Source organism: Emcibacter sp. (assembly GCF_048269205.1).
GTDB lineage: Bacteria > Pseudomonadota > Alphaproteobacteria > Sphingomonadales > Emcibacteraceae > Emcibacter.
This window is the reverse complement of sequence record NZ_JBLXJC010000001.1, coordinates 945,824-966,259: the sequence shown is the minus strand read 5'-3', so window position 1 is coordinate 966,259 and position 20,436 is coordinate 945,824. Positions and strand designations below refer to the sequence as shown.

Annotated in this window: 20 protein-coding genes; 10 read left to right on the top strand and 10 right to left on the bottom strand. The window is 53.1% G+C overall.

Annotated elements, in window-relative coordinates; translation table 11 throughout:
- Positions 1-134 precede the first annotated feature (134 nt).
- Positions 135-998, top strand: coding sequence for a LysR family transcriptional regulator (locus tag ACN0YD_RS04500; protein WP_417317452.1), 864 nt, complete (start codon positions 135-137; stop codon positions 996-998).
- 15 nt (positions 999-1,013) lie between these two features.
- On the opposite strand, the gene ACN0YD_RS04495 is transcribed toward ACN0YD_RS04500, so the two are convergent.
- The gene (locus ACN0YD_RS04495; RefSeq protein WP_417317451.1) at positions 1,014-1,178 is read right to left on the bottom strand and encodes a hypothetical protein; all 165 of its coding nucleotides are present in this window, start codon (positions 1,176-1,178) and stop codon (positions 1,014-1,016) included.
- A 259-nt stretch (positions 1,179-1,437) separates the two neighbouring features.
- On the opposite strand from ACN0YD_RS04495, the gene ACN0YD_RS04490 reads away from it, so the two are divergent.
- Complete coding sequence (locus ACN0YD_RS04490) at positions 1,438-1,710, top strand: hypothetical protein (protein WP_417317450.1); 273 nt, start codon at positions 1,438-1,440, stop codon at positions 1,708-1,710.
- A gap of 103 nt (positions 1,711-1,813) precedes the next feature.
- Here the strand turns inward: ACN0YD_RS04490 and ACN0YD_RS04485 are convergent, their stop codons facing one another.
- Positions 1,814-2,290: a hypothetical protein gene (locus ACN0YD_RS04485; RefSeq protein WP_417317449.1), complete on the bottom strand. Its 477-nt coding sequence runs from the start codon at positions 2,288-2,290 to the stop codon at positions 1,814-1,816.
- Positions 2,291-2,428: 138 nt separating this feature from the next.
- Entirely contained in the window at positions 2,429-3,631 is a 1,203-nt protein-coding gene (locus tag ACN0YD_RS04480) for a pyridoxal phosphate-dependent aminotransferase (protein ID WP_417317448.1), read from the bottom strand.
- A 222-nt stretch (positions 3,632-3,853) separates the two neighbouring features.
- On the opposite strand from ACN0YD_RS04480, the gene ACN0YD_RS04475 reads away from it, so the two are divergent.
- The 5 genes from ACN0YD_RS04475 to ACN0YD_RS04455 all read left to right on the top strand — a co-directional run bounded on the left by ACN0YD_RS04475 (position 3,854) and on the right by ACN0YD_RS04455 (position 10,504).
- Positions 3,854-5,440, top strand: coding sequence for an MBOAT family O-acyltransferase (locus ACN0YD_RS04475; RefSeq protein WP_417317447.1), 1,587 nt, complete (start codon positions 3,854-3,856; stop codon positions 5,438-5,440).
- A gap of 16 nt (positions 5,441-5,456) precedes the next feature.
- Positions 5,457-6,674 carry a hypothetical protein gene (locus ACN0YD_RS04470; RefSeq protein ID WP_417317446.1) on the top strand — a complete coding sequence of 406 codons (1,218 nt, stop codon included), beginning with the start codon at positions 5,457-5,459 and terminating at the stop codon, positions 6,672-6,674.
- Between the two features lie 143 nt (positions 6,675-6,817).
- Positions 6,818-7,312 (top strand): hypothetical protein, encoded by a 495-nt coding sequence (locus tag ACN0YD_RS04465; protein ID WP_417317445.1) that lies wholly within the window; start codon positions 6,818-6,820, stop codon positions 7,310-7,312.
- Positions 7,313-7,438: 126 nt separating this feature from the next.
- Positions 7,439-9,601 (top strand): excinuclease ABC subunit UvrB, encoded by a 2,163-nt coding sequence (gene uvrB / locus ACN0YD_RS04460; protein WP_417318844.1) that lies wholly within the window; start codon positions 7,439-7,441, stop codon positions 9,599-9,601.
- A gap of 69 nt (positions 9,602-9,670) precedes the next feature.
- Positions 9,671-10,504, top strand: a complete 834-nt coding sequence (locus ACN0YD_RS04455; RefSeq protein ID WP_417317444.1) for a DNA adenine methylase — start codon at positions 9,671-9,673, stop codon at positions 10,502-10,504.
- A 40-nt stretch (positions 10,505-10,544) separates the two neighbouring features.
- Here the strand turns inward: ACN0YD_RS04455 and ACN0YD_RS04450 are convergent, their stop codons facing one another.
- The 5 genes from ACN0YD_RS04450 to ACN0YD_RS04430 form a co-directional block, all read right to left on the bottom strand.
- On the bottom strand, positions 10,545-12,794 hold the full coding sequence (locus tag ACN0YD_RS04450; protein WP_417317443.1) for a DGQHR domain-containing protein: 2,250 nt from the start codon (positions 12,792-12,794) through the stop codon (positions 10,545-10,547).
- A 254-nt stretch (positions 12,795-13,048) separates the two neighbouring features.
- Complete coding sequence (locus ACN0YD_RS04445; protein ID WP_417317442.1) at positions 13,049-13,456, bottom strand: hypothetical protein; 408 nt, start codon at positions 13,454-13,456, stop codon at positions 13,049-13,051.
- A complete protein-coding gene (locus ACN0YD_RS04440; protein WP_417317441.1) occupies positions 13,449-14,000 on the bottom strand; it encodes a response regulator in 552 nt (183 codons plus the stop codon). The genes ACN0YD_RS04445 and ACN0YD_RS04440 overlap by 8 nt, the downstream gene beginning before the upstream one ends.
- A 139-nt stretch (positions 14,001-14,139) precedes the next feature.
- Positions 14,140-14,574, bottom strand: coding sequence for a YbaN family protein (locus tag ACN0YD_RS04435; RefSeq protein WP_417317440.1), 435 nt, complete (start codon positions 14,572-14,574; stop codon positions 14,140-14,142).
- A 105-nt stretch (positions 14,575-14,679) separates the two neighbouring features.
- On the bottom strand, positions 14,680-14,910 hold the full coding sequence (locus tag ACN0YD_RS04430) for a hypothetical protein (protein ID WP_417317439.1): 231 nt from the start codon (positions 14,908-14,910) through the stop codon (positions 14,680-14,682).
- Positions 14,911-15,228: 318 nt separating this feature from the next.
- On the opposite strand from ACN0YD_RS04430, the gene ACN0YD_RS04425 reads away from it, so the two are divergent.
- Positions 15,229-15,621, top strand: a complete 393-nt coding sequence (locus ACN0YD_RS04425) for a nuclear transport factor 2 family protein (protein WP_417317438.1) — start codon at positions 15,229-15,231, stop codon at positions 15,619-15,621.
- Between the two features lie 4 nt (positions 15,622-15,625).
- Here the strand turns inward: ACN0YD_RS04425 and ACN0YD_RS04420 are convergent, their stop codons facing one another.
- The gene (locus ACN0YD_RS04420) at positions 15,626-16,318 is read right to left on the bottom strand and encodes an aspartate/glutamate racemase family protein (protein ID WP_417317437.1); all 693 of its coding nucleotides are present in this window, start codon (positions 16,316-16,318) and stop codon (positions 15,626-15,628) included.
- Positions 16,319-16,406: 88 nt separating this feature from the next.
- Positions 16,407-17,351, bottom strand: a complete 945-nt coding sequence (locus tag ACN0YD_RS04415; RefSeq protein ID WP_417317436.1) for a bifunctional helix-turn-helix transcriptional regulator/GNAT family N-acetyltransferase — start codon at positions 17,349-17,351, stop codon at positions 16,407-16,409.
- 153 nt (positions 17,352-17,504) lie between these two features.
- Between ACN0YD_RS04415 and ACN0YD_RS04410 the strand changes: the two genes are divergently transcribed.
- Together ACN0YD_RS04410 and ACN0YD_RS04405 are read left to right on the top strand one after the other, a co-directional pair.
- A complete protein-coding gene (locus tag ACN0YD_RS04410) occupies positions 17,505-18,419 on the top strand; it encodes a diacylglycerol/lipid kinase family protein (protein ID WP_417317435.1) in 915 nt (304 codons plus the stop codon).
- Positions 18,420-18,519: 100 nt separating this feature from the next.
- Complete coding sequence (locus tag ACN0YD_RS04405) at positions 18,520-20,403, top strand: XrtA/PEP-CTERM system amidotransferase (RefSeq protein ID WP_417317434.1); 1,884 nt, start codon at positions 18,520-18,522, stop codon at positions 20,401-20,403.
- The last annotated feature ends 33 nt before the right edge of the window (positions 20,404-20,436 follow it).

Sequence of the window (20,436 nt, the reverse complement as noted above, 5' to 3'; positions counted from 1 at the left end):
AAGGGGGTCCCCGCCTGCCGACGCCGCCCCCGGTTGAAATAAAATACGGCATTTACTGCATTTTTTTATTATCAATAAAGCGAATTTATTCTATATTTCATATGCGATTATTGAATATATAGAGCGACGCTGTCATGGATATTGCCCAAGTCAGAACCTTCATTGCAGTATATGAAACCGGTAGCTTCCTGGCTGCCGCCGAACGGGTCAATGTGACCCAGTCCACGGTCAGTATCCGCATCCGCAATCTTGAGGACCAGATCGGCACCAGCCTGTTTGACCGCAACAAGCAGGGGGCAACCCCGACACCCGCCGGCAAACAGTTTCTGAAACACGCCATGGGGCTGACAAGAATCTGGGACCAGGCGCGGCTTGATGTGGGGATTGGCGAAGAGCAGGAAAGCATCCTCAGAATCGGCGCCCAGGTCAGCCTGTGGGACGGCTTCCTGCTTAATCTGCTGCCCTGGATGCGCGCCCATGCGCCGGAAGTTGCAATCAGAACGGAAAGCGGCAATGCCCCGGACCTGATCCGCAACCTGATCGACAATTCCCTGGATATCGCCGTCATGTACCGGCCGGAAAACCGCCCGGGGTTCCGGGTCCGGCAGATCCTGGACGAGGAAATTATCCTGGTCACCTCGCTTGATCCCGGACTTGATATTTTCGACCATGATTATGTCTATGTGAACTGGGGGCCGGAATTTCAGGGCGACCATGCCCTCAATTTTCCCGATCTTGATGTCCCGGGCGTTTCACTGGATGTGGGCACCCTGGGGATCAACTATCTTCTGGGCATCCCCTCAAGCGGATATTTCCCGAAACGGACAGCAGCACCGCTAATTGCAGGCGGGCGGCTGAGAATCGTCGAGAACGCGCCCCATTTCACCTACCCCGCCTATGTGATGTATAACGAGGAAAATGACAGCGAACTGATGGAGCTTATCCTGTCAGGAATCGAAAAAATCAGGTCGGCACTTCCCGGCCTGCCTGATCGCTGACCCTCAAATCAGACTTTAGTCCTTGTCGCGATATTTGTCCTGGCGGGACTGGCGGCGGGACAGGTCCAGCCTTTTCTTCCGGTTTTCCCGGTAGTCCTCTTCATCCTCGTGATAATCGACTCTGTAACCGTTGTCTTTTTTGGCGGTTCCGTATTTGCCGTTTGCGCTTTGATGCTTCATTGAATGCGTTCCTGTTTGAAAAAATAATTCTTTTTCATCATCACTATTCCGCACGGCACGCTATTCGAAAAGCGAATTTATTTTATTGATATTATTTAATTTTCAAATAGATAAACCGGGTCTTTGTTGAGGAACATCCCCCGGGTCCGTTTCCTATTGGTTTTCCGCATAATAGTTATCGAATAAATTCTCTTTATTTCATCTCCTGTCGGCGCATTAATTCCACCTATCTTTTATGGAATTAAACGGAACAAGACACATGACCAAAATCGCCTTTGCCTTCAGTGCAGTCCTGGCCCTTCTGGCCGCCACTCCGGCTGTCAGCGCGGATCTGAAAAACAATGATGACATGGCTCACGAAATTTATGTGGAAGCCGGAGAAATAGACAAAACCATTACGATCGGCGCCCATGAGACAATCCGGGACCTGTGCCATGACTGCTATGTGGAAGTAACAGAGACCGGCAGCGCCTTTTCGGTCGAGGGCGAGGAAAATCTTGTCATCACCGACGGTCAGCTGTCCGCCGAATAAATAACAGTTCCCCCAAGGTTGCCGTCAATAGCAACCAAAAACAAACCCCCTGCGGCCCTATGACTGCAGGGGGTTTTCTTTATAAGTTTCCGGTCCGCTTATTTCAGGACGACAGGGACTCAACAGGTTTAAGAGAGGACGCCTGCATAACCTTACCCATCACTGTAAAGGTGTGGTTCTGAAAGTTGACTTTGATCGTGTCGCCGGCTTCGCCGGACGCAAGCTGTTTTTCAGCCTGCTGGTCCCTGAGCGCCAGTTTTGCGTATATATAATCCGAGGCGCCCAGATGCGCGGTCAGTTGCGTAAGCCATTGTGAATCGGTCAGACCTTCCGGCCGGGAAGACGAGTTCATTTCCTGGAATGCCAACAGCACCGCGTTGCTTGCCCCGCTGAGCGCAGAAGACATGGGTATATTCTGCCCGGCAGAATTGGCAAGGTCAGTCGCCGCTTCACGGGCGGCTGGTGAGGCCGAAGAAGCACTTCTCTTACCGGAAAAAGTTGCTGTGCCCGGCTGTTTCAGGTCGTTTTTTACAGAATTTGTCACCCAGTAAGCATTTGAAGAAATAGCGCTGATCGTCATTAACCCCTCCCTGTGAAACATTAAATACCATTCTACAAGCAAGAAGTGCACCAACTTTAGCCGATCCCCCCGGTGATACAAAAAAAACCCCACCGGGTGATCCGGCAGGGGTTTGAAAAATCTGCTATGTAATCCCGCTTATTTCAGTGCGGCACAGGCTCGCTGGATACGGGTGCAGGCTTCGGTCAGCGCCTCTTCACTGGTCGCGTAGGACACCCGGAAGTGGGGACTCAGGCCAAAGGCCTCGCCATGCACCGCGGCAACGCCCTCTGCTTCCAGAAGATAAGAGACCACATCCTCGTCATTGTTCAGCACCTTGCCGTCCGGTGTGGTCTTGCCGATCATGCCGGCGCAGCTCGGGTAAACATAGAAGGCCCCTTCCGGTGTCGCGCATTCGATACCCTCGGCATCATTCAGCATACGCACCACCAGGTCGCGGCGTGTCTTGAAGGCCTCGCCACGGGTTTTCAGGAAATCCTGGGGACCGTTCAGCGCCTCGACCGCCGCAGCCATGGAAATGCTGCAGGGGTTGGAGGTGGTCTGGGACTGGATCTTGCCGATCGCCTTGATCAGCTCCACCGGACCGGCTGCATAACCAATACGCCAGCCTGTCATGGCATAGGCCTTGGACACGCCGTTGACGGTCAGGGTGCGGTGATAAAGTTTGGGCTCGACCTGGGCCGGGGTGGTGAACTCGAAACCGTCATAGACGAGATGCTCATACATATCGTCGCTCATCACCCAGACATGGGGATGTTTCAGCAAAACATCGGTCAGCGCCTTGAGCTCGTCCCGGCTGTAGGCCGCGCCTGTGGGGTTGGACGGGCTGTTCAGGATCACCCATTTGGTTTTCGGCGTGATGACCGCTTCCAGGTCCGCCGGCTGCAGCTTGAAATTATTTTCCTGGGTGCACTCAACGATCACCGGCTTGCCGCCGACCAGCAGGGTCATATCCGGATAGGATACCCAGTAAGGGGCCGGGATGATCACTTCATCGCCCGGGTTGATGGTTGCCATCAGGGCGTTGAACAAAGTGTGCTTGCCGCCGTTGTTGATGGTCACCTGGTTCGGTGCATAGTCAAGGCCGTTTTCCCGTTTGAACTTGGCGGCCACCGCCTGTTTCAGTTCGGGCGTGCCGTCAGGCGCGGTATATTTGGTCTTGCCCTCGTTAATGGCCTTGATGGCGGCTGCCTTGATGTTATCGGGAGTATCAAAGTCAGGTTCCCCTGCGCCCAGGCCAATCACGTCGCGGCCGGCAGCTTTTAATTCGGCTGCCTTGGTCGTCACAGCAATGGTCGGGGAAGGTTTCACACGGCTTAAGGAGTCTGCGATAAAGGCCATTTCTTTCCCTTTCTGTGGTGGTCTTCTGTTGTTGTGGTAACAGTCAATTTCGTGCGCGAACGTACGAAAACTCGAAACTTTCTGCAAGGGAAGTTTCACAAAAAGAGGAAAGAAATATCACAGGATCAGACTATTATGGTTTGAGGAAAATTCCTCTTTGTTTATCATATATTTATATTACCGCGCTAAGAAACGGTGAGAAACACAAAAGGGGCGGATAACGTGCTTTTCAATTCCTATGAATTTATTTTTGCCTTTTTACCGGCAACGGTGGCGCTGTTTTTCCTGGTTTCGCGCTTCGATCACGAGAAAGCCATCGGCGTTCTGGTGCTGGCCTCGCTGTTCTTTTACGGCTGGTGGAATCCGAAATATCTGTTCCTGATTATCCTCTCCATGGCGGTCAACTTCGCTGTCGGCCGGTTGCTGGGCAACGGTGTTGCGGGCCGCCTGCAAAAAAAGAGCATCCTGACGCTGGGCATTGTCTTTAACCTGGGGCTGCTCGGCTATTACAAATATGCCGGATTTTTCGTGGAAAATGTGGCGGCCCTGACCGGCCTTGACTGGCAGATCGGCACCATCATCCTGCCGCTGGCCATTTCCTTCTTCACCTTCCAGCAGATCGCCTATCTGGTCGATGCCTATGAGGGCATCACTAAGGAATATAAATTCCTCCATTACGCCCTGTTTGTGACCTTTTTCCCGCAGCTGATCGCCGGGCCCATCGTCCATCACAAGGAAATGCTGCCCCAGTTCATGCGGGACGAGAAGATGCGCCTCAGGCTCGACAATATCACCATCGGCCTGATGATCTTCTCCATGGGCCTGTTCAAGAAAGCGGTGCTGGCGGACGGGGTTGCCGCCTATGCCACGCCGGTGTTCAATGCAGCCGACAGCGGGGCAGAGATCGGTTTTTTCGAGGCCTGGGGCGGGGCACTGGCCTATACCCTGCAGCTCTATTTCGACTTTTCCGGCTATTCGGATATGGCCATCGGTGCAGCGCGGCTATTTGGCATCAAGCTACCGCTCAACTTCCATTCGCCCTATAAATCGCTCAGCATCACCGAATTCTGGCGGCGCTGGCACATGACCCTTTCCCGCTTCCTGCGCGACTATGTCTATATCCCGCTCGGCGGCAACCGCAAGGGCAAGGCCCGGCGCTATGTCAATCTCAGCGCCACCATGCTGCTCGGCGGCCTGTGGCACGGGGCCGGCTGGACCTTCGTTATCTGGGGCGCCCTGCATGGTTTTTATCTGGTCGTCAACCACGGCTGGCATTATGTGGTCCGTATGCTGGGCTGGGAGGGACTGAATAACTCCTGCCTGTGGCGCGGCTGCGCCTGGGCCATCACTTTTATCGCCGTGGTAGTGGGCTGGGTGTTCTTCCGGGCGGAAAATTACGATACCGCCGCTGTGATCCTGAAAGGCATGAGCGGCATGAGCCATATCAGCATCCCCAACGGCATCGCCGTGCACCTGGGCCCGCTGAAAGAGGCGCTCACCGGGCTCGGGGTCCACTTCTCCCTTGGCGGCGGCAGCGACTTCGTCTGGACCTGGATCTGGATCATCGCCCTGCTGCCGGCGGCGCTTCTGCTGCCCAATACCCAGCAGATCATGGAAAAATTCGAGCCCGCCTATAACCAGGTGCCTTCAGAGCAAGATGCCCGATACAGCCTGATGAGCGACAGTCTTCTGATGCGGCGGATCAAATTCCGCCCCTCTCCCGGCTGGGCCGCCGTCTGTGCCTTCCTGACCGTTACCGGAATACTGGCCCTGAGCCAGATTTCCGAATTCCTTTATTTCCAGTTCTAGGGCGGGAGGCGATATCATGAGCATGAAAAAATTCTTCCTTTTCTGGCTGGCCTTTGTCCTTCTGTTTCTGGCCGCTGCGGCGACCCTGACATATGTGACCGACCCCTACCTGATGTATGGCCATGCGCCGAAAGAAGGCTTTAATGCCGTCAAGCCCGAGGCCGGCCCCCATTCCCGCCAGGCCCGGCTGCATGTGGCCCACCGCACCGACATGGACGTTTTGATTGTCGGCAACAGCCGGGTGGAAATGGGCATAGATCCGGATCATGAACTGTTCAGGGCCCGCGGTCAGAAGGCCTTTAACCTGGGTCTGCCCGGCAGTTCGATCGGCATGCAGTACGGCTATGCCCTGGATATCGTGCGGGACAAAAAAATCCAAACCGTGCTGATCGGCGTCGATTTCCTGGATTTTCTGGTGGCGCCGGACGACCGTCCCCGGGACTGGCCCCCTGCCCCTGAAGATTATGACAAGCGGAAAAAATATCACTGGGACGGCACGAAAAACCCGGACTATGGCCTTCAGAAAGTCAGGGACCTGGCCATGCCGCTCATCTCCCTCAGCGGGGTTCTGGACAGCGTCAGTACACTTATGGGCCAAAAAACCCACGGCAGCACCCTCACACCCGACGGCTTCAACCCGGGCAACGATATGGCCTGGAACACCCGCAAGGAAGGGGTGATGACCCTTTATAAGCAGAAAAACCCGCAGCTTGTGAAAAGTTTCACCCGGAAAAAATGGCAGGCCTTTTACAAGGCCGGGCACTGGTCCAACGAACTGGCCCTGCTTGATCGTTTTGTGACGGAGCTGCGCGCCCGGGACATAGAGGTGCATATTTTCATCAATCCCTATCATATCCAGTATCTACAGGTGATCGAACGCGCCGGACTGTGGGGGGAGTTCGAGAAATGGAAAATGGCGCTCACCACTTTCGAGGATTATGGCGACGGGGTGAACATTGTCGATTTCAGCCGCATCACCCCCTATCACACCGAGCCGGTTTTGAACGCCGGGAAGACACCGTTGAACTGGTTCTGGGAACCGGCCCATTACCGCCGGGAACTTGGCGATTTGATGGTCCGGCGGCTGCTGGGCGACTGTTCAGTGGCCTTTGGCCAGACGCTCACCCTGGACAGCCTGAAGGAGAATCTGGAGGCCGACCGGCGGGTGCTGGAGGACTGGCAGAACGCCACCCCGGACGAAGTGGATTTTATCGACGGCTTCTTTGATCAATAAGTTTAAAAACCCCGCCGGGTCACTCCCCCGGCGTCGGTCGCAAATTATTGCCCCCTTATCGCAGAAGACTTTTTCTTTGGCGCTGCTTCTTGTTCAATGGCAGGCTGAAACGAAAATTGCCTACTGGAACATGGGGACGAAACATGGCCGGGAACTTATTGAAAAGCTGCATCAGCCTGCTTTGTACCGCCCTGTTTGTGACGGGCATAATTTCCCCCGCCCTCGCCGACAATACAAAAGCCGGGACCACACCCCGGGTCTGCACCCATCACCTGGTTACCATTGCCCAGGACGGCCGGGTCCTTCGAGGCAGTAAAGAAAACCTTGTCACAGCCGTTGAACAGGGAAAAACAATCCGGGTCGGATTTGGCCTCGGCACGGGCAAAACCGGAGGATTTTTCCTCACCCACTGGTTTGAAGCCAAATTCCTCACTGTCCTCGGCACAGATGTCTTTACACAGACACCGATCATCCATCGCCAGCATCCGCTCCGGGAGGGAAATGACATCCAGTTGCCGGAAAAAATGCAGCGGTGGGTCGCCACCATGGGCACAAACGGCCTGCTCTATTCCCGTTTCCTGGACGAAGAAAAGGTCGGCACCCACCATGTTGAAAGCTGGTGGTGCCTGCCCGACTGATCCGCGCCAACCGGAAACAAAATAAATTCAAAAACCGTACTGGAAAAAGCCGCCGCGAAGCCCCATTATGGGGATATGAGCCCAAAATCAGACAATAACAGCAACATCCTGTCAGAACGCCCGCAGATGGCATTCGACGGGCCAACGTCAAATATGGCAAAAGGCAAATTCGAACGCCCCGACAAGACCGAGGGCGGGATTCCGTTCCGCCTGGAGAGCGAGTTTCAACCCTCCGGCGATCAGCCGGCGGCCATCGATTCACTGGTGGAAGGGCTGAACGACGGGCTCAGTGACCAGGTGCTGCTGGGCGTGACCGGCTCGGGCAAGACCTATACCATGGCCCAGATTATCCAGCGGACCCAGCGCCCGGCCATCATCATGGCCCATAACAAGACCCTGGCCGCTCAGCTGTACGGCGAGATGAAGTCTTTCTTCCCGGACAATGCGGTTGAATATTTCGTCTCCTACTATGATTATTATCAGCCGGAGGCTTACGTCCCCCGCTCCGACACCTATATCGAAAAAGACGCCAGCATCAACGAACAGATCGACCGTATGCGCCATGCCGCGACCCGGGCCCTGTTTGAGCGCGACGATGTGATCATCGTTGCCTCGGTGAGCTGCATCTACGGCATGGGCTCGCCCGAGGCCTATCTGGAAATGACCATCCCCTTTGAGGTCGGCATGCAGTTCGACCGGCGGGAGCTTCTGCAACAGATGGTCAAGCTGCAGTACCGGCGCAACGACCAGGCCTTCCAGCGCGGCACGTTCCGGGTCCGCGGCGATGTCATCGAGGTTTTCCCCAGCCATTACGAGGACCGGGCCTGGCGGCTTGATTTCTTTGGCGACGAGCTCGAGAAAATCACCCTGTTCGATCCGCTGACCGGCGAGAAAGTGGCGGACCTGGAGCAGGTCAAACTGTATGCCAACAGCCATTATGTCACCGCCGGGCCGAGCCTGGAACAGGCCATGAAAACCATCAAGGTCGAGCTGAATGACCGGCTGAAGGAATTGCAGGCCAACGGCAAGATCCTGGAGGAAGCGCGGCTTCGCGAACGGGTGACCCTGGATCTGGAAATGATGGCCGCCACCGGCCATTGCTCAGGGATCGAGAATTATAGCCGCCACCTCACCGGCCGCCACCCGGGCGAGCCGCCGCCGACCCTGTTTGAGTATCTGCCCGGCAACATGCTGCTGTTTGTCGATGAAAGCCATGTCAGCGTGCCGCAGGTGGGCGGCATGAGCCGGGGCGACTTTGCCCGCAAAAAGACCCTCGCCGACTTTGGCTTCCGGCTGCCGAGCTGTGTGGACAACCGGCCGCTGAAATTCGACGAATGGGACCGCATGCGGCCGCAGTCGGTCTATGTCTCCGCCACCCCGGGGAACTGGGAGCTGGAACAGACCGGCGGCGAATTCGTCGAGCAGGTGATCCGGCCCACCGGCCTGATCGATCCGCCCTGCGACATCCGCCCGGTGGAAACGCAAGTGGACGACCTGCTGCATGAGGCCCGGGCCAGCATCGAGGCCGGCTACCGCGTCCTCGTCACCACGCTGACCAAGCGCATGGCCGAGGATTTGACCGAATATCTCGATGAAAACGGCCTCAAGGTCCGTTATCTGCACAGCGACATAGATACCCTGGAACGCATTGAAATCATTCGGGATTTACGCATCGGCGCCTTTGATATCCTGGTCGGCATCAACCTGCTTCGCGAAGGCCTCGACATTCCCGAATGCGGGCTGGTGGCGATTTTGGATGCGGACAAGGAAGGCTTTTTGCGCTCAGAAACCTCCCTCATCCAGACCATCGGCCGGGCGGCCCGTAATGTGGACGGCCGGGTGATCCTGTATGCCGATAAAATCACGAGGAGCATGCAGGCGGCGCTGGACGAGACCGACCGCCGCCGGGAAAAACAGCTCGCCTATAATGAAGAACACGGCATCACCCCGGAAAGCATCAAGAAGAATATCGGCGATATCCTCGACGGTGTGGCCGAGGGCGACCATGTACTGGTCGAAACCGGCACCGAGGACAATAACCTGGTCGGCCATAACCTGCGCGCCTATATCGACGGGCTCGAGAAGGACATGCGCGAAGCCGCCGGCAACCTGGAATTCGAGGAAGCGGCACGATTGCGGGACGAGATCAAACGGCTCGAGGATGCGGAACTAGGCATTGCCCCGGCGCATAAACCGCAAAAGCGCGGGTCAGGCCGGTCCACGGCGGGAAGACCGGGCACAAGGCAGTATCGGAAAAAGAGCAATACGCCCACGCCGCGGAAGTTTTAGTCTACAAGAAAATAAAAACCTGATGACAATTAGTAGTTGTATAAGTATATTTCGTCAGAGGGGGAGGAAATGAGCAGCAATAGTTCCACACAGGATGATCGTCCGATTATTATTCCATTTCTGAAATGGGCTGGTGGTAAACGCTGGCTGATAGAAAGACATCATGATTTACTTGATGTTGAATTCAATCGTTTTATTGAACCCTTCTTGGGAAGTGGTGCTGTTTTCTTCCATCTAAAACCTCATACTGCTATCTTGAATGACTCAAATGCTGAGCTCATCAATACCTATCAAGTCATTAAAGACAATTGGCAGGCACTTGAGTGTGCGTTGGACGTTCACCACCGAGAGCACTCTAAGAATTACTATTATCAAATCCGCTGTTCGACGCCAATTGATCCAATAGAGCAAGCTGCAAAGTTCATCTATTTAAACCGCACTTGCTGGAATGGTCTCTATCGCGTCAACCTCAAGGGACAATTCAATGTACCCATTGGAACGAAGAAAAATGTAGTGCTGGACACTGATGATTTCGAGACTATATCATCACTCCTTCAATCAACAGACCTAATCAGTGGCGACTTCGAAGTGGCAATTGATCAAGCAGGATCTGGTGACTTTTTATTCGTTGATCCACCGTATACGGTGAAGCACAACCTGAATGGCTTTATCAAATACAACGAAACCCTCTTTTCCTGGGATGACCAAATAAGACTTAGAGATGCAGTTGCCGGAGCGGTCGAGCGAGGTGCAAAAGTATTGCTTACAAACGCGTACCATGAAAGCGTCATGGAGTTGTATCGAGATATTGGTGACTTGATCAAACTTTCACGGGCCAGCGTGATATCCGGCAAAGCAGAAGGAAGAGGCTCTTACGAGGAGTTAATTGTTAAATGTTTTTAGCCAAACATGCCCCCTCTTCCTAGGGCTTACTATAAACGACTTATCTGGGCCAAAAATCATGCAATACTACTTTTAATTCGTTTTTAAGTCCTTCAATAAACTCAACTTCTTTCTTTGTTAACAAGCCTTTCTCAGGGTGGCTGATTTTCTTGCGAATTTCGTTTAACTCAACCAGCCATTTTGTTTGCTTTTCTTTATTTCCTTTTTGATCGCTTATCGAAAAATACTCATGAAAACAATCAGCCCAGTTGTCCAATGCAATTGACCGATAATCAATTAGATCCAAATAACGTACTTCGTCATATTTTCGTCCCTCTCTTTCTCTGCGGTTAACGCATTTTAGTCTTGTTGTTTCTGGTATTCCATCCACCCACCAGCTTTCATCACCATATTTTTTCTTAATAGAAGACAATGTAAAGTTAAATAAAGCCAACTGGATCTCATCTAATGAAATCTTGGCTGTTTTTGTACCTTCCTTATCAAAAGATGCCATCCACTCCTTCAAACCGGTCGGTAGAAAATTCGAGTTTCGTTCAAAAATTTCCTGTTGCATTTCCCAACCTACAGCAATTTGACCTTTGGAACCTACTTTTGAGCGAAGAGATACAAACTTGTCCTCTGGTTGTCCCCTTAACCATTCTAAAAGAGAATCTAGGTACTTCTTAACCTTCAGATATAAGTTATCTACCGACAACTTATGCAAATCTTCCTTTTCTTCTTTTTTCAATACATCAAATATTGCTCGCAACACTTTTAATTGAGCCACTATTGCATTGTTTGTGCAAATGTATCCGCCTTTGGCATCACCTAGCTCCCACTGTTCAGAAAGAGCCTTCTTAAATGAAGCGAAATAGAGAGAAAGAAATGTAGTCGATCTTTTTAAAGCGTTCTCGAGATTTTCATCGCCTATAATGCCAGGTTTAATCCTATCGCCTGTAGCATTTACTGAACCCAACAGCTGCTCCTTTATTAGGGCATCTGCGATTGTAGTAATGGTTAAACATCGGTGATTTGTTTTCTTTTGCTCCCCTATAATCACCCTTTCATACATGGGAGAGGATTGTGTACCTCCGAGTACCTTGACAACTTTTGAGCTTAAAGACAGAAGTGATTGTCTCGGATCCATTGAACCCCAGTGCAACTCTGAATAAATATCCAATAACAAGCTTCTCGGAACTTTCACCTGCTTGTTATTGATATCGACAAATAATTCCTTTTGCTCTTCCGGTGACAAATTTAAAAAGGCAAGAACTGGAACTACAGAATCTGAGGCTCTTTCACTGAAGGCATAACCATACAGTCGGTGCTGACCATCTATTACCCATGCACTTGCATATGAGTTAGGCAAGCTAAGTTCTCCAAAAGCAAGACCTCCGATTTCGTCTTTTTTATTAAACTGCAACTTCCTTTTAGTTTCCAAGTTCACAACAATATTTGTTGGGAACTTGCCACCCTCATTGATATATTTTGCAATATCTTTCAAACGCCGTGATTTCAACATTCTTTGATAAGTATCCAATGATTCAACTGGACTACTGCTTTTATGGCCAATATACGCAACCTTCATCAAATGTTCTGGCGAAATTAAAAATGTAAAAAAGGGAATACCCCCCATTTTTCCTTTTGTTGCAGGTACTTTTAACGAGAGCTCGTCGATAGTTTTTCCTTGAAAAACACTCGCCAAGAATTGAAATCTCGCTGCAGTTCTTATATGTTTTTCTAGCTCAATAAAGTAATCTAGATCGGTGTCTGTGATTGGGCAAATATCCGCCTCATGAGCCGCAGCTAAATCTTTCTCGGACCATGTGATATCCCTCGTAACCAAAAGCCAGCCAAATTTTGGCTTAAATTCCCTGCCATATTTCTCGTGGATCGCTTTAACAACGTCTTCACGATACCCTTTAATCTTCTTGATCGCGGGACCTAGTTTCCTTTTCTCACTTACAATACATTCCGCAACAACTACCGTTTCATCATCTTTCGCCAACACGTTTAACTTGTGTGTGAAATTTTTCGCGTTTATTGTGCAGGTACGCCCGGAATTCAGTTCATTAAAACCTAGTTTTGTCAATAAGACCCAGAACTCATCTTCTAGTTTTTCTTGACTATCCTTATCCAAGCGAACTCTGAATGTATTCTTGTTTTCACGAACAATATACCATCCGTTCTGGGCATGAAGAGGGTATTCTTTCTTCGCAATAGAAGCTTCAAAATATTGCTTCGACCTATTTCTAAGTTCTGACTTCAATTCCTCCTGAGACAGCAATGATTCAAGTACATATCCTGACATTTGTTCCCCCTCGTTAGTCATTTCCCATACATAGTCTTAATCTTTTATGTCACAGATACTCCAGTATTTCACTACTTTTACGATAATTTCTCCGAAGATCATCATAATTTTATTGCCTTGTAATGAAATCCCGCCTACGCAGAAATGATGGGTGACTCCCCCCAAAGAACGCTGTTCCCGCCCGGGCAACGTCCGGGGCTTGGGGGAACGCCCGGACCTTGGGGCCGGACGGGAACAACGACAGGCACAGGAATTCATTTTCCTGTATTTCTGATACCAATCTCACTGGTGACGGCGGCGCGCAGTGTTTCCAGCAACACCCGGCCCTCAATCGCCATATCCTTCATATTATCCCGCACCATCAGGGCCATGCTGTCACGGATGATCGCCATGGTCGGGCTTGTGGCGCGGCCCTCCTCCATCAGGTCCCGCATCAGGCCGGCGGCGCCGGTGACCAGCGGCCAGCCAAAGGTCCCGGCCCGGCTTTCAATATTATAGGCGACAACCGCCACCCGCTCATAATCCCGGTCGGACAGCACCACAGCAAGCTCCACCAGGTCCGCCTGCAGCATGCGGGTATAATTCTCCGCCTCGGCGGCCAGCATCTCGTTGGCTTTTTCCAGCTTGGCCTTCAGGGCCGGGGAATAGTTCATTTCACCCATTGGCCGCCTCCTTTTTGTTCCCGGCGGGGATCGCCCCCTGGGCGGCGCCGCCCGGATTGCGCCGGTCTTCCCGGCCTTCCCAGTCGATCTGCCGGCGGCGCCGGCAGGGACCGACATAGCCCGGCGCCTGGACGAATTCACGCTGTCTATAGAGAGCGCAATTGAGCTTGAGCAGAATCTGGTCGGGCGACACCGGCTTGGCGAGGATTTCATTCACCCCCATGTCGCGGGCGCGGTAGATATTCTGCTGTTCGGTGAAGGCGGTGCAAAGGATGACAGGCGTGCGGATTTTGGCGTCGTCGGAACCGCCGCGGACGGCCTGGATGAGCTCGAAGCCCTTGCCGCCGTTTTTCAGGCAGTCGACAATGACGCAGTCGTAATATTTGGAGTCAAAGAGTTCAATACCCGCTTTGACGGATTTAACATGTGTGACTGAACCCACTTCCAGTATGTCGAGAACAGATTTGATGATCTTACTGAGGTACACGTCGTCATCAACAAGCAATACTTTTTTGTTATCGAACTTGGGATCCCTCCGGAACATGGGCCAGTCACCACTTGTTTGCAAATAACTCAAATACTTTGGTTAGAATATTCGCATGTGGTAAACCATAGATTAACCGGCCAAACTTTTTTTCAGGCTTTTTTGTTTTTTTTGAAAGTTTTTCTATTTTGGCGTGTCGTCAGGCCCCGGGGCGGCTGACCACATATATGGCGACGCAGACCATGCAGGTGATGGCGGCGGCGATGGCCCAGACCGGCGCCTCGGACAGAAAGACAAGATAAAGGGCGCTCAGGCTCATCACCGCCACGGCGGTGACTTTTCCTTTCAGCGGAATAACCCCCCTCTCCTCCCAGTCCTGAAGCGGCGGACCGAAACGGGGATGATTATAAAGCCACTGGTGAAATCTTTCGGAACCGTTGGAAAAGGCCCACAAGGCCAGGATCATAAAGACGGTGGTGGGCAGGACCGGCAGGAAAATGCCGATAAAACCGGTGATAAAGAACAGCGCACCGAGCAGGTTATAGATCCAGCGTTTGGTCTGTGTAAGCACCGTGTTTTTTTCCAGATGTCGGGACCGGACATGTCCGGCAGGGTTTTTAAGAACGATTATCATATTTCATTTTCAGGCAATCGTCCACGCCTTTGTCGGCTGACAGGCTACGGGGAAGTTCCCTCCCCGCGGATGCGTCTGTCCGGCCCCGCTCCGGTATCGTCTCCATTATACATTCTGCTGCTGGACAGCCTGGGCATAACGAACCAGTTCAATCTTGTGCTGGGTCACTGACCCGGCGGCGATGGTGCCGATCACCAGGGCGGACAGGACGGCGAAACTTGCCAGCATGGATGCTGCTTCCACCCGTTTGAATGCTTTCGGTTTGGCGACCTTCACACCGTTTGTCACAAGACCCAGAAAGCTGTTGCGGTCAATGTTGTCAGTAAAAATAGTCATCTTGGTTCTCCTTTGTTTTCCGTAGCTGATATAGTGTTATATCGAGTTGCTGTTGTAGTTATGTATAACACCTAAACAACAAAGGTCAATAATTTTTGAAATATTTTTTATAATTTATGTATTTTCAATGACTTACGGAACGATCAAGAGGGAAGACAGGTGTGTTACGGCTGTGTTATCTGCACCGAAATCAGGTGATTCTGCTGTTATATCCCCCCTGAGTCATCAAGATATAACACACCCCCCTATACAGGGAGACCGGTTGTTCCCGCCCGGCGGGGCTGCTACACTGCATCATATATCTTCGGGAGACAAAACATGGCATCAGACCCGCGTCTGGACGACTGGCACAAAGCCGTATTCACGAAAAACCTTGCCCTGCTTGCCGGGCTCCTGCATGAGGACGTTCAGTTCAATTCGCCCTTTGTCTGGACCCCTTATGAGGGACGGGAGACGGCGCTCGGCATCCTCGGCACCGTGGTGGAGGTGTTCGAGAATTTCACCTACCACCGGGAATTTGTCGAAGGTAACGAAATGGTGCTGGAGTTTTCCGCCAACATCGGCAAGATCAACCTCAAGGGTGTTGACCTGATCAGTTGGGACCATCAGCGCCGGATCGTTAATTTCGAAGTCATGGTCCGGCCCGGCAACGGCCTGATGACCCTGGCCCAGACCATGCAGCAAAGGCTTGGTGAAAAGGGGCTGATGTAGCCTCTTATTCTTCCATCGCCCGGTCCATGGCCGCCCGGGCATGCAGGATGGTGGTGTCAAACACGGGGATGGCCAGGTCTTCCTGATCGATCAGCAGGCCTATTTCCGTGCAGCCCAAAATCACACCGTCGGCGCCCTCGCCGGCCATGCGGCCGATGATGTCCAGATAGGCCTGCTTCGAAGACGGCAGGATTTTTCCCTGGCACAGCTCGTCATAAATGATCCGGTGCACTTCGTCCCGGTCTTGCTTTGCCGGTATCACGGCCTTAACCCCGTTGCGGGCCAGCCGCTCCTTATAGAAGTCCTGCTCCATGGTATATCGGGTGCCCAGCAGGATCGGGGCGCTGCAACCCTGGCGCCGGATTTCCCGCGCCGTCACATCACAGATATGCAGGACCGGCACATAGAGGGCTTCCTCCATCAGGTCCACACATTTATGCATGGTATTGGTACAGATGATCAGCAGATCGGCGCCGCCGTCCTGCAGGGTTCTTCCGGCCTGGATCATCAGATCATGCAGCCGGTCCCAATCGCCGGCCGCCTGCAGCTCCGCCACTTCGGCAAAATCGAAGGACCACATCAGAAGCCTGGCGGAATGAATGCCGCCGAGACGCTCTGCCGCAATCCGGTTCATGAGTTTATAATAGGTGGCGGTGCTTTCCCAGCTCAGGCCGCCAATCAGGCCCACAGTTTTCATTGATATCCCCTCATTTATTTTATCAGAGTTTATTTTGCATTTTTATACTGTGGTTTTATATGATCCAGCGGCTTTCATCCAGCAGAAATCACACGCCCTGCCAGATCATATGGTGATCCGCCCGGGCAAAGGGTGTGCTGTCCCTCGGCGGGGCCTCCCGGAAGCCGTATTTTTCATAAAGCCGAATGGCCGGAATGAGAACCTTGTTGGTTTCCAGATAAAGATGGCGACCGCCGCGGGCCTGGAACCGGTCGATGACATGGCAAAGCAGTTTCTCACCGAGACGAAGTCCCCGGGCCTTTTCCAGTACCCCCATCTTGCTGACCTCGAACTCGCCGTCACCGTGATGTTTCAAGGCCACCACACCCGTCGGCTCTCCGTCCAGCAGCGCAATATATATCTCGCCGCCCTTCGCCAGCACCTGACCTTCCGGATCCCGCAGGTTGATCAGATCCTCGTCCTCCATTTCGAACCAGGTCTCCAGCCACTCCCGGTTGATCTCGAACCAGGCATCTGCATATTTCACATGAAAGGGCACAATCTCTGTCGTGCCGGCCTTTTTACCGGACCGTAACGCCTCGATTCTGCGATAAAGAGGTTTGCGGTCCAGGGCCGCCTCAAACTCCTCCATCGCCTGCAGGATATCCGCTTCACATTCGGACCGCAGGATACCGACAGCCTTTTCCAGGTCACCCCACAGCGGCGTCAAACGGGCAACCAGTTCCCGGCCGCCGTTGCTCAGCCGGATAATGCGACTGCGGGCATCCTCGCCGGTTTCCATTTCCACAAAACTAAGGGAAAGCAGCTGTTTGACAATCTGGCTGACCGCAGAATGACTGAGGCCCGATTTCTGGGCAAGTTCGGCAATGGTCTGGCCGTCCGTCAGGGAAAGTGGATAGATTACAGGAAAATAACGGACCCGGAAGTCCAGGCCGCTTTCGTTATACATGCGCTCCGCATCGGCAGCCAGCCGCTCATACAATCTCTTCAGCCGGGTACCGATCCCGAGATCCAGAAAAACTTCCTCGCTCATAATTTGCCTCTTTATATTAATATTTATATAAATATTAATATAAATATTCGTCGCCAGATCAAGTCAAAAAACGCCTGAACAGCCTGAAAAAAATTGTATTCGTGATTTTCGTTGGTTACTAAGGGGACAGGACAGGTTTTTCCCGAGGGTTTTATGACCGCGCATGCTCCAATACAGTCCGACTCGCGTCGCCGCATCGCGGTTATTTTCAATCCCGGCTCGGGCCGGCGCAATCTTCGCAAGCTCAACAGGGTCATCGGCAATCTCCGCCAGGCCGGTTGCGAACTGACCCTGCTGGAAACCACTCATCCCGGGCATGCGGTGGAACTGGCGCGGGATACGATCAAGGATCACCCGGATGTCATTGTCGCCGCAGGCGGAGACGGCACCCTGAACGAAGTGCTGAACGGCCTGTACGGCAGTTCTATCCCGCTGGCCTTCCTGCCGCTGGGTACGGTCAATGTCTTTGCCCGGGAAATCGGCCTGGGCACCTCGCCCGAAGCCATAAGCCGCACCATTCTCGAAGGCCGGAAACAGGAAATCGTCCCCGGCTGCTGTAACGGCCGCCATTTCCTGCTGATGGTCAGTTGCGGCCTGGACAGCTATGTGGTGCACCGGGTAAACGTAAAACTGAAACGGCTGATCGGCGGCGCCGCCTATGGCGTGCGGTTCCTGCAATATATGTTCAGCTATCCGGATATGGAGTGCACCGTTACCGTGGACGGCCGGGAGTATCAGGCCACCTCGGTCATTGTCAGTCGGGGCAAGCTCTATGGCGGAAGCCTTGTGCTTGTGCCCCATGCGGATCTGTTCGAGCCCTATTTCCAGGTCGTCATGCTGCATAAAAAGGGGCTCAGGGCGTTACTTTCCTATAGCTGGTCATTCCTCAACCGCAAGCTCTGGCTCAGACGCGACGTGACCACACTGGAAGCCCGGGAAATCACCATCAGATCCAACCACGACCATCCCCTGCAGATGGACGGAGACCCGGCCGGACGGCTGCCCGCCAATATCCATCTTGCGGACCATACGATTACATGTATTATTCCCGAAAAAACACCGACTTAACCACATTTTAAAAGTTACGCGGCATGTTTATCATATTATGATCATAAAAAACCGGCATATCACTGTTGGAACCGGTTTCAGCAAGGGGAAGAAATAAATCATGTGCGGCATCGTTGGCATTGTCACCCGACCGGACAGACGCCCTGACCAGGCGCTTCTGAAAAACATGATGGACGCCATTTATCACCGCGGTCCCGACGAGGAAGGTCAGTTCATTGACCGGGGTGTCGCCCTGGGCCACCGCCGGCTTTCCATCATCGACCTGAGCAGCGGCCAGCAGCCCATGTATACCGAGGATAACCAGGTCTGCATTGTCTATAACGGCGAAATCTATAACTTCCCGGAAATCCGTAAGGAACTCGAAGCCATGGGCTATAACTTCCGCACCCATTGCGATACGGAAGTGATTATGAACGCCTATCATGCCTGGGGCGAGGAAAGCGTCAAACGCATCCGCGGCATGTTTGCCTATGCCATCCATGACAAGCGAAACAACAAGGTTTTCCTGGCCCGGGACCGGCTGGGCATCAAGCCGCTGTTCTACGCCAATGTGGATGACGAAACCCTGATTTTCGGATCAGAGCACAAGGCCCTGACCATCTACCCCGGCCTCGACAAAAAAATCCGCCCCCAGAGCGTGGAGGACTATTTCTCGCTCGGCTATGTGGCGGAGCCCCACACCATTTATGAGAATATTTTCCGGCTTGAACCGGGACATACCCTGACAGTGGATATGTCCACCGGCAGCAAGAAAATCACCCAATACTGGAATTTGCATTTCGACGTCACCTATCGGGGCGGCTTTGACGATGCCAGGGACGAGCTTTCCGCCCGCATTCGCGAAGCCGTCAAAATCCGAATGGTCGCGGATGTACCGCTGGGCGCCTTCCTGTCCGGCGGCGTGGATTCCAGCGCCGTTGTGGCCGACATGGCCACCATCGACGACAAACCGGTCAATACCTGCTCCATCGCCTTTTCCGATCCCAAGTTCAACGAGATCGATTACGCCAACGAGGTTGCGAAACAATATAAAACCAACCACTGGACACGGGAAGTGGATCCCAACGACTACTCCCTTGTGGACAAGCTGATGGATATTTATGACGAACCCTATGCGGACAGTTCGGCACTTCCAACCTACCGGGTTTGCGAACTGGCACGCGAACGGGTCACCGTGGCCCTGTCCGGCGATGGCGGGGACGAAAACCTCGCCGGTTACCGCCGCTACTGGCTGCACATGCTGGAAGAAAAGCCGCGGCAACTTCTGCCTTACGGCCTGCGCAAACCGCTGTTCGGCGCTCTCGGTGCGCTTTACCCGAAAATGGACTGGGCCCCCCGGTTCCTGCGCGCTAAAACCACTTTCCAGGGTTTGGCCCGCAATTCGGTGGAGGCCTATTTCTACGGCGTCTCCATCTTCAAAAAAGACATGAAAGAGAAACTGTTCAGCAACGGCTTTAAAAGCGACCTCCAGGACTACGAAGCCCTGCAGGTCTTTGAACGTCACGCGCGGGATGCACAGACCGATGACCCCCTGTCCCTGATTCAGTACCTGGACATCAAAACCTATCTGGTCGGCGATATTCTGACCAAGGTGGACCGGGCCTCCATGGCACATTCCCTCGAAGTGCGTGTACCGCTCCTGGATCACCAGCTGGTGGAATGGATCGCTACCCTGCCCTCCGGCATGAAACTGAAAGGCAGCGAAGGCAAATATATCTTCAAGAAATCCCTTGAAGGCCGCCTCTCCGACGACATCCTGTACCGCAAGAAAATGGGTTTTGCCGTTCCCCTGGGCCGCTGGTTCCGGGAAGAACTGCAAGACAAAATCCGCAGCTCTGTTCTCAGTGAGCGGATGAAAGACAGCGGCTATTTCGATGCCGACTATCTGCAGCAGCTTGTGGATCAGCATCAGTCCGGTGTGCGTGATTTCAGCGCGCCCCTATGGACCCTCATGATGTTTGACCAGTTCCTCGCCCGCTGTTAATCTGTTCTTCTCACCAGAGGCCAGAGGACCGGG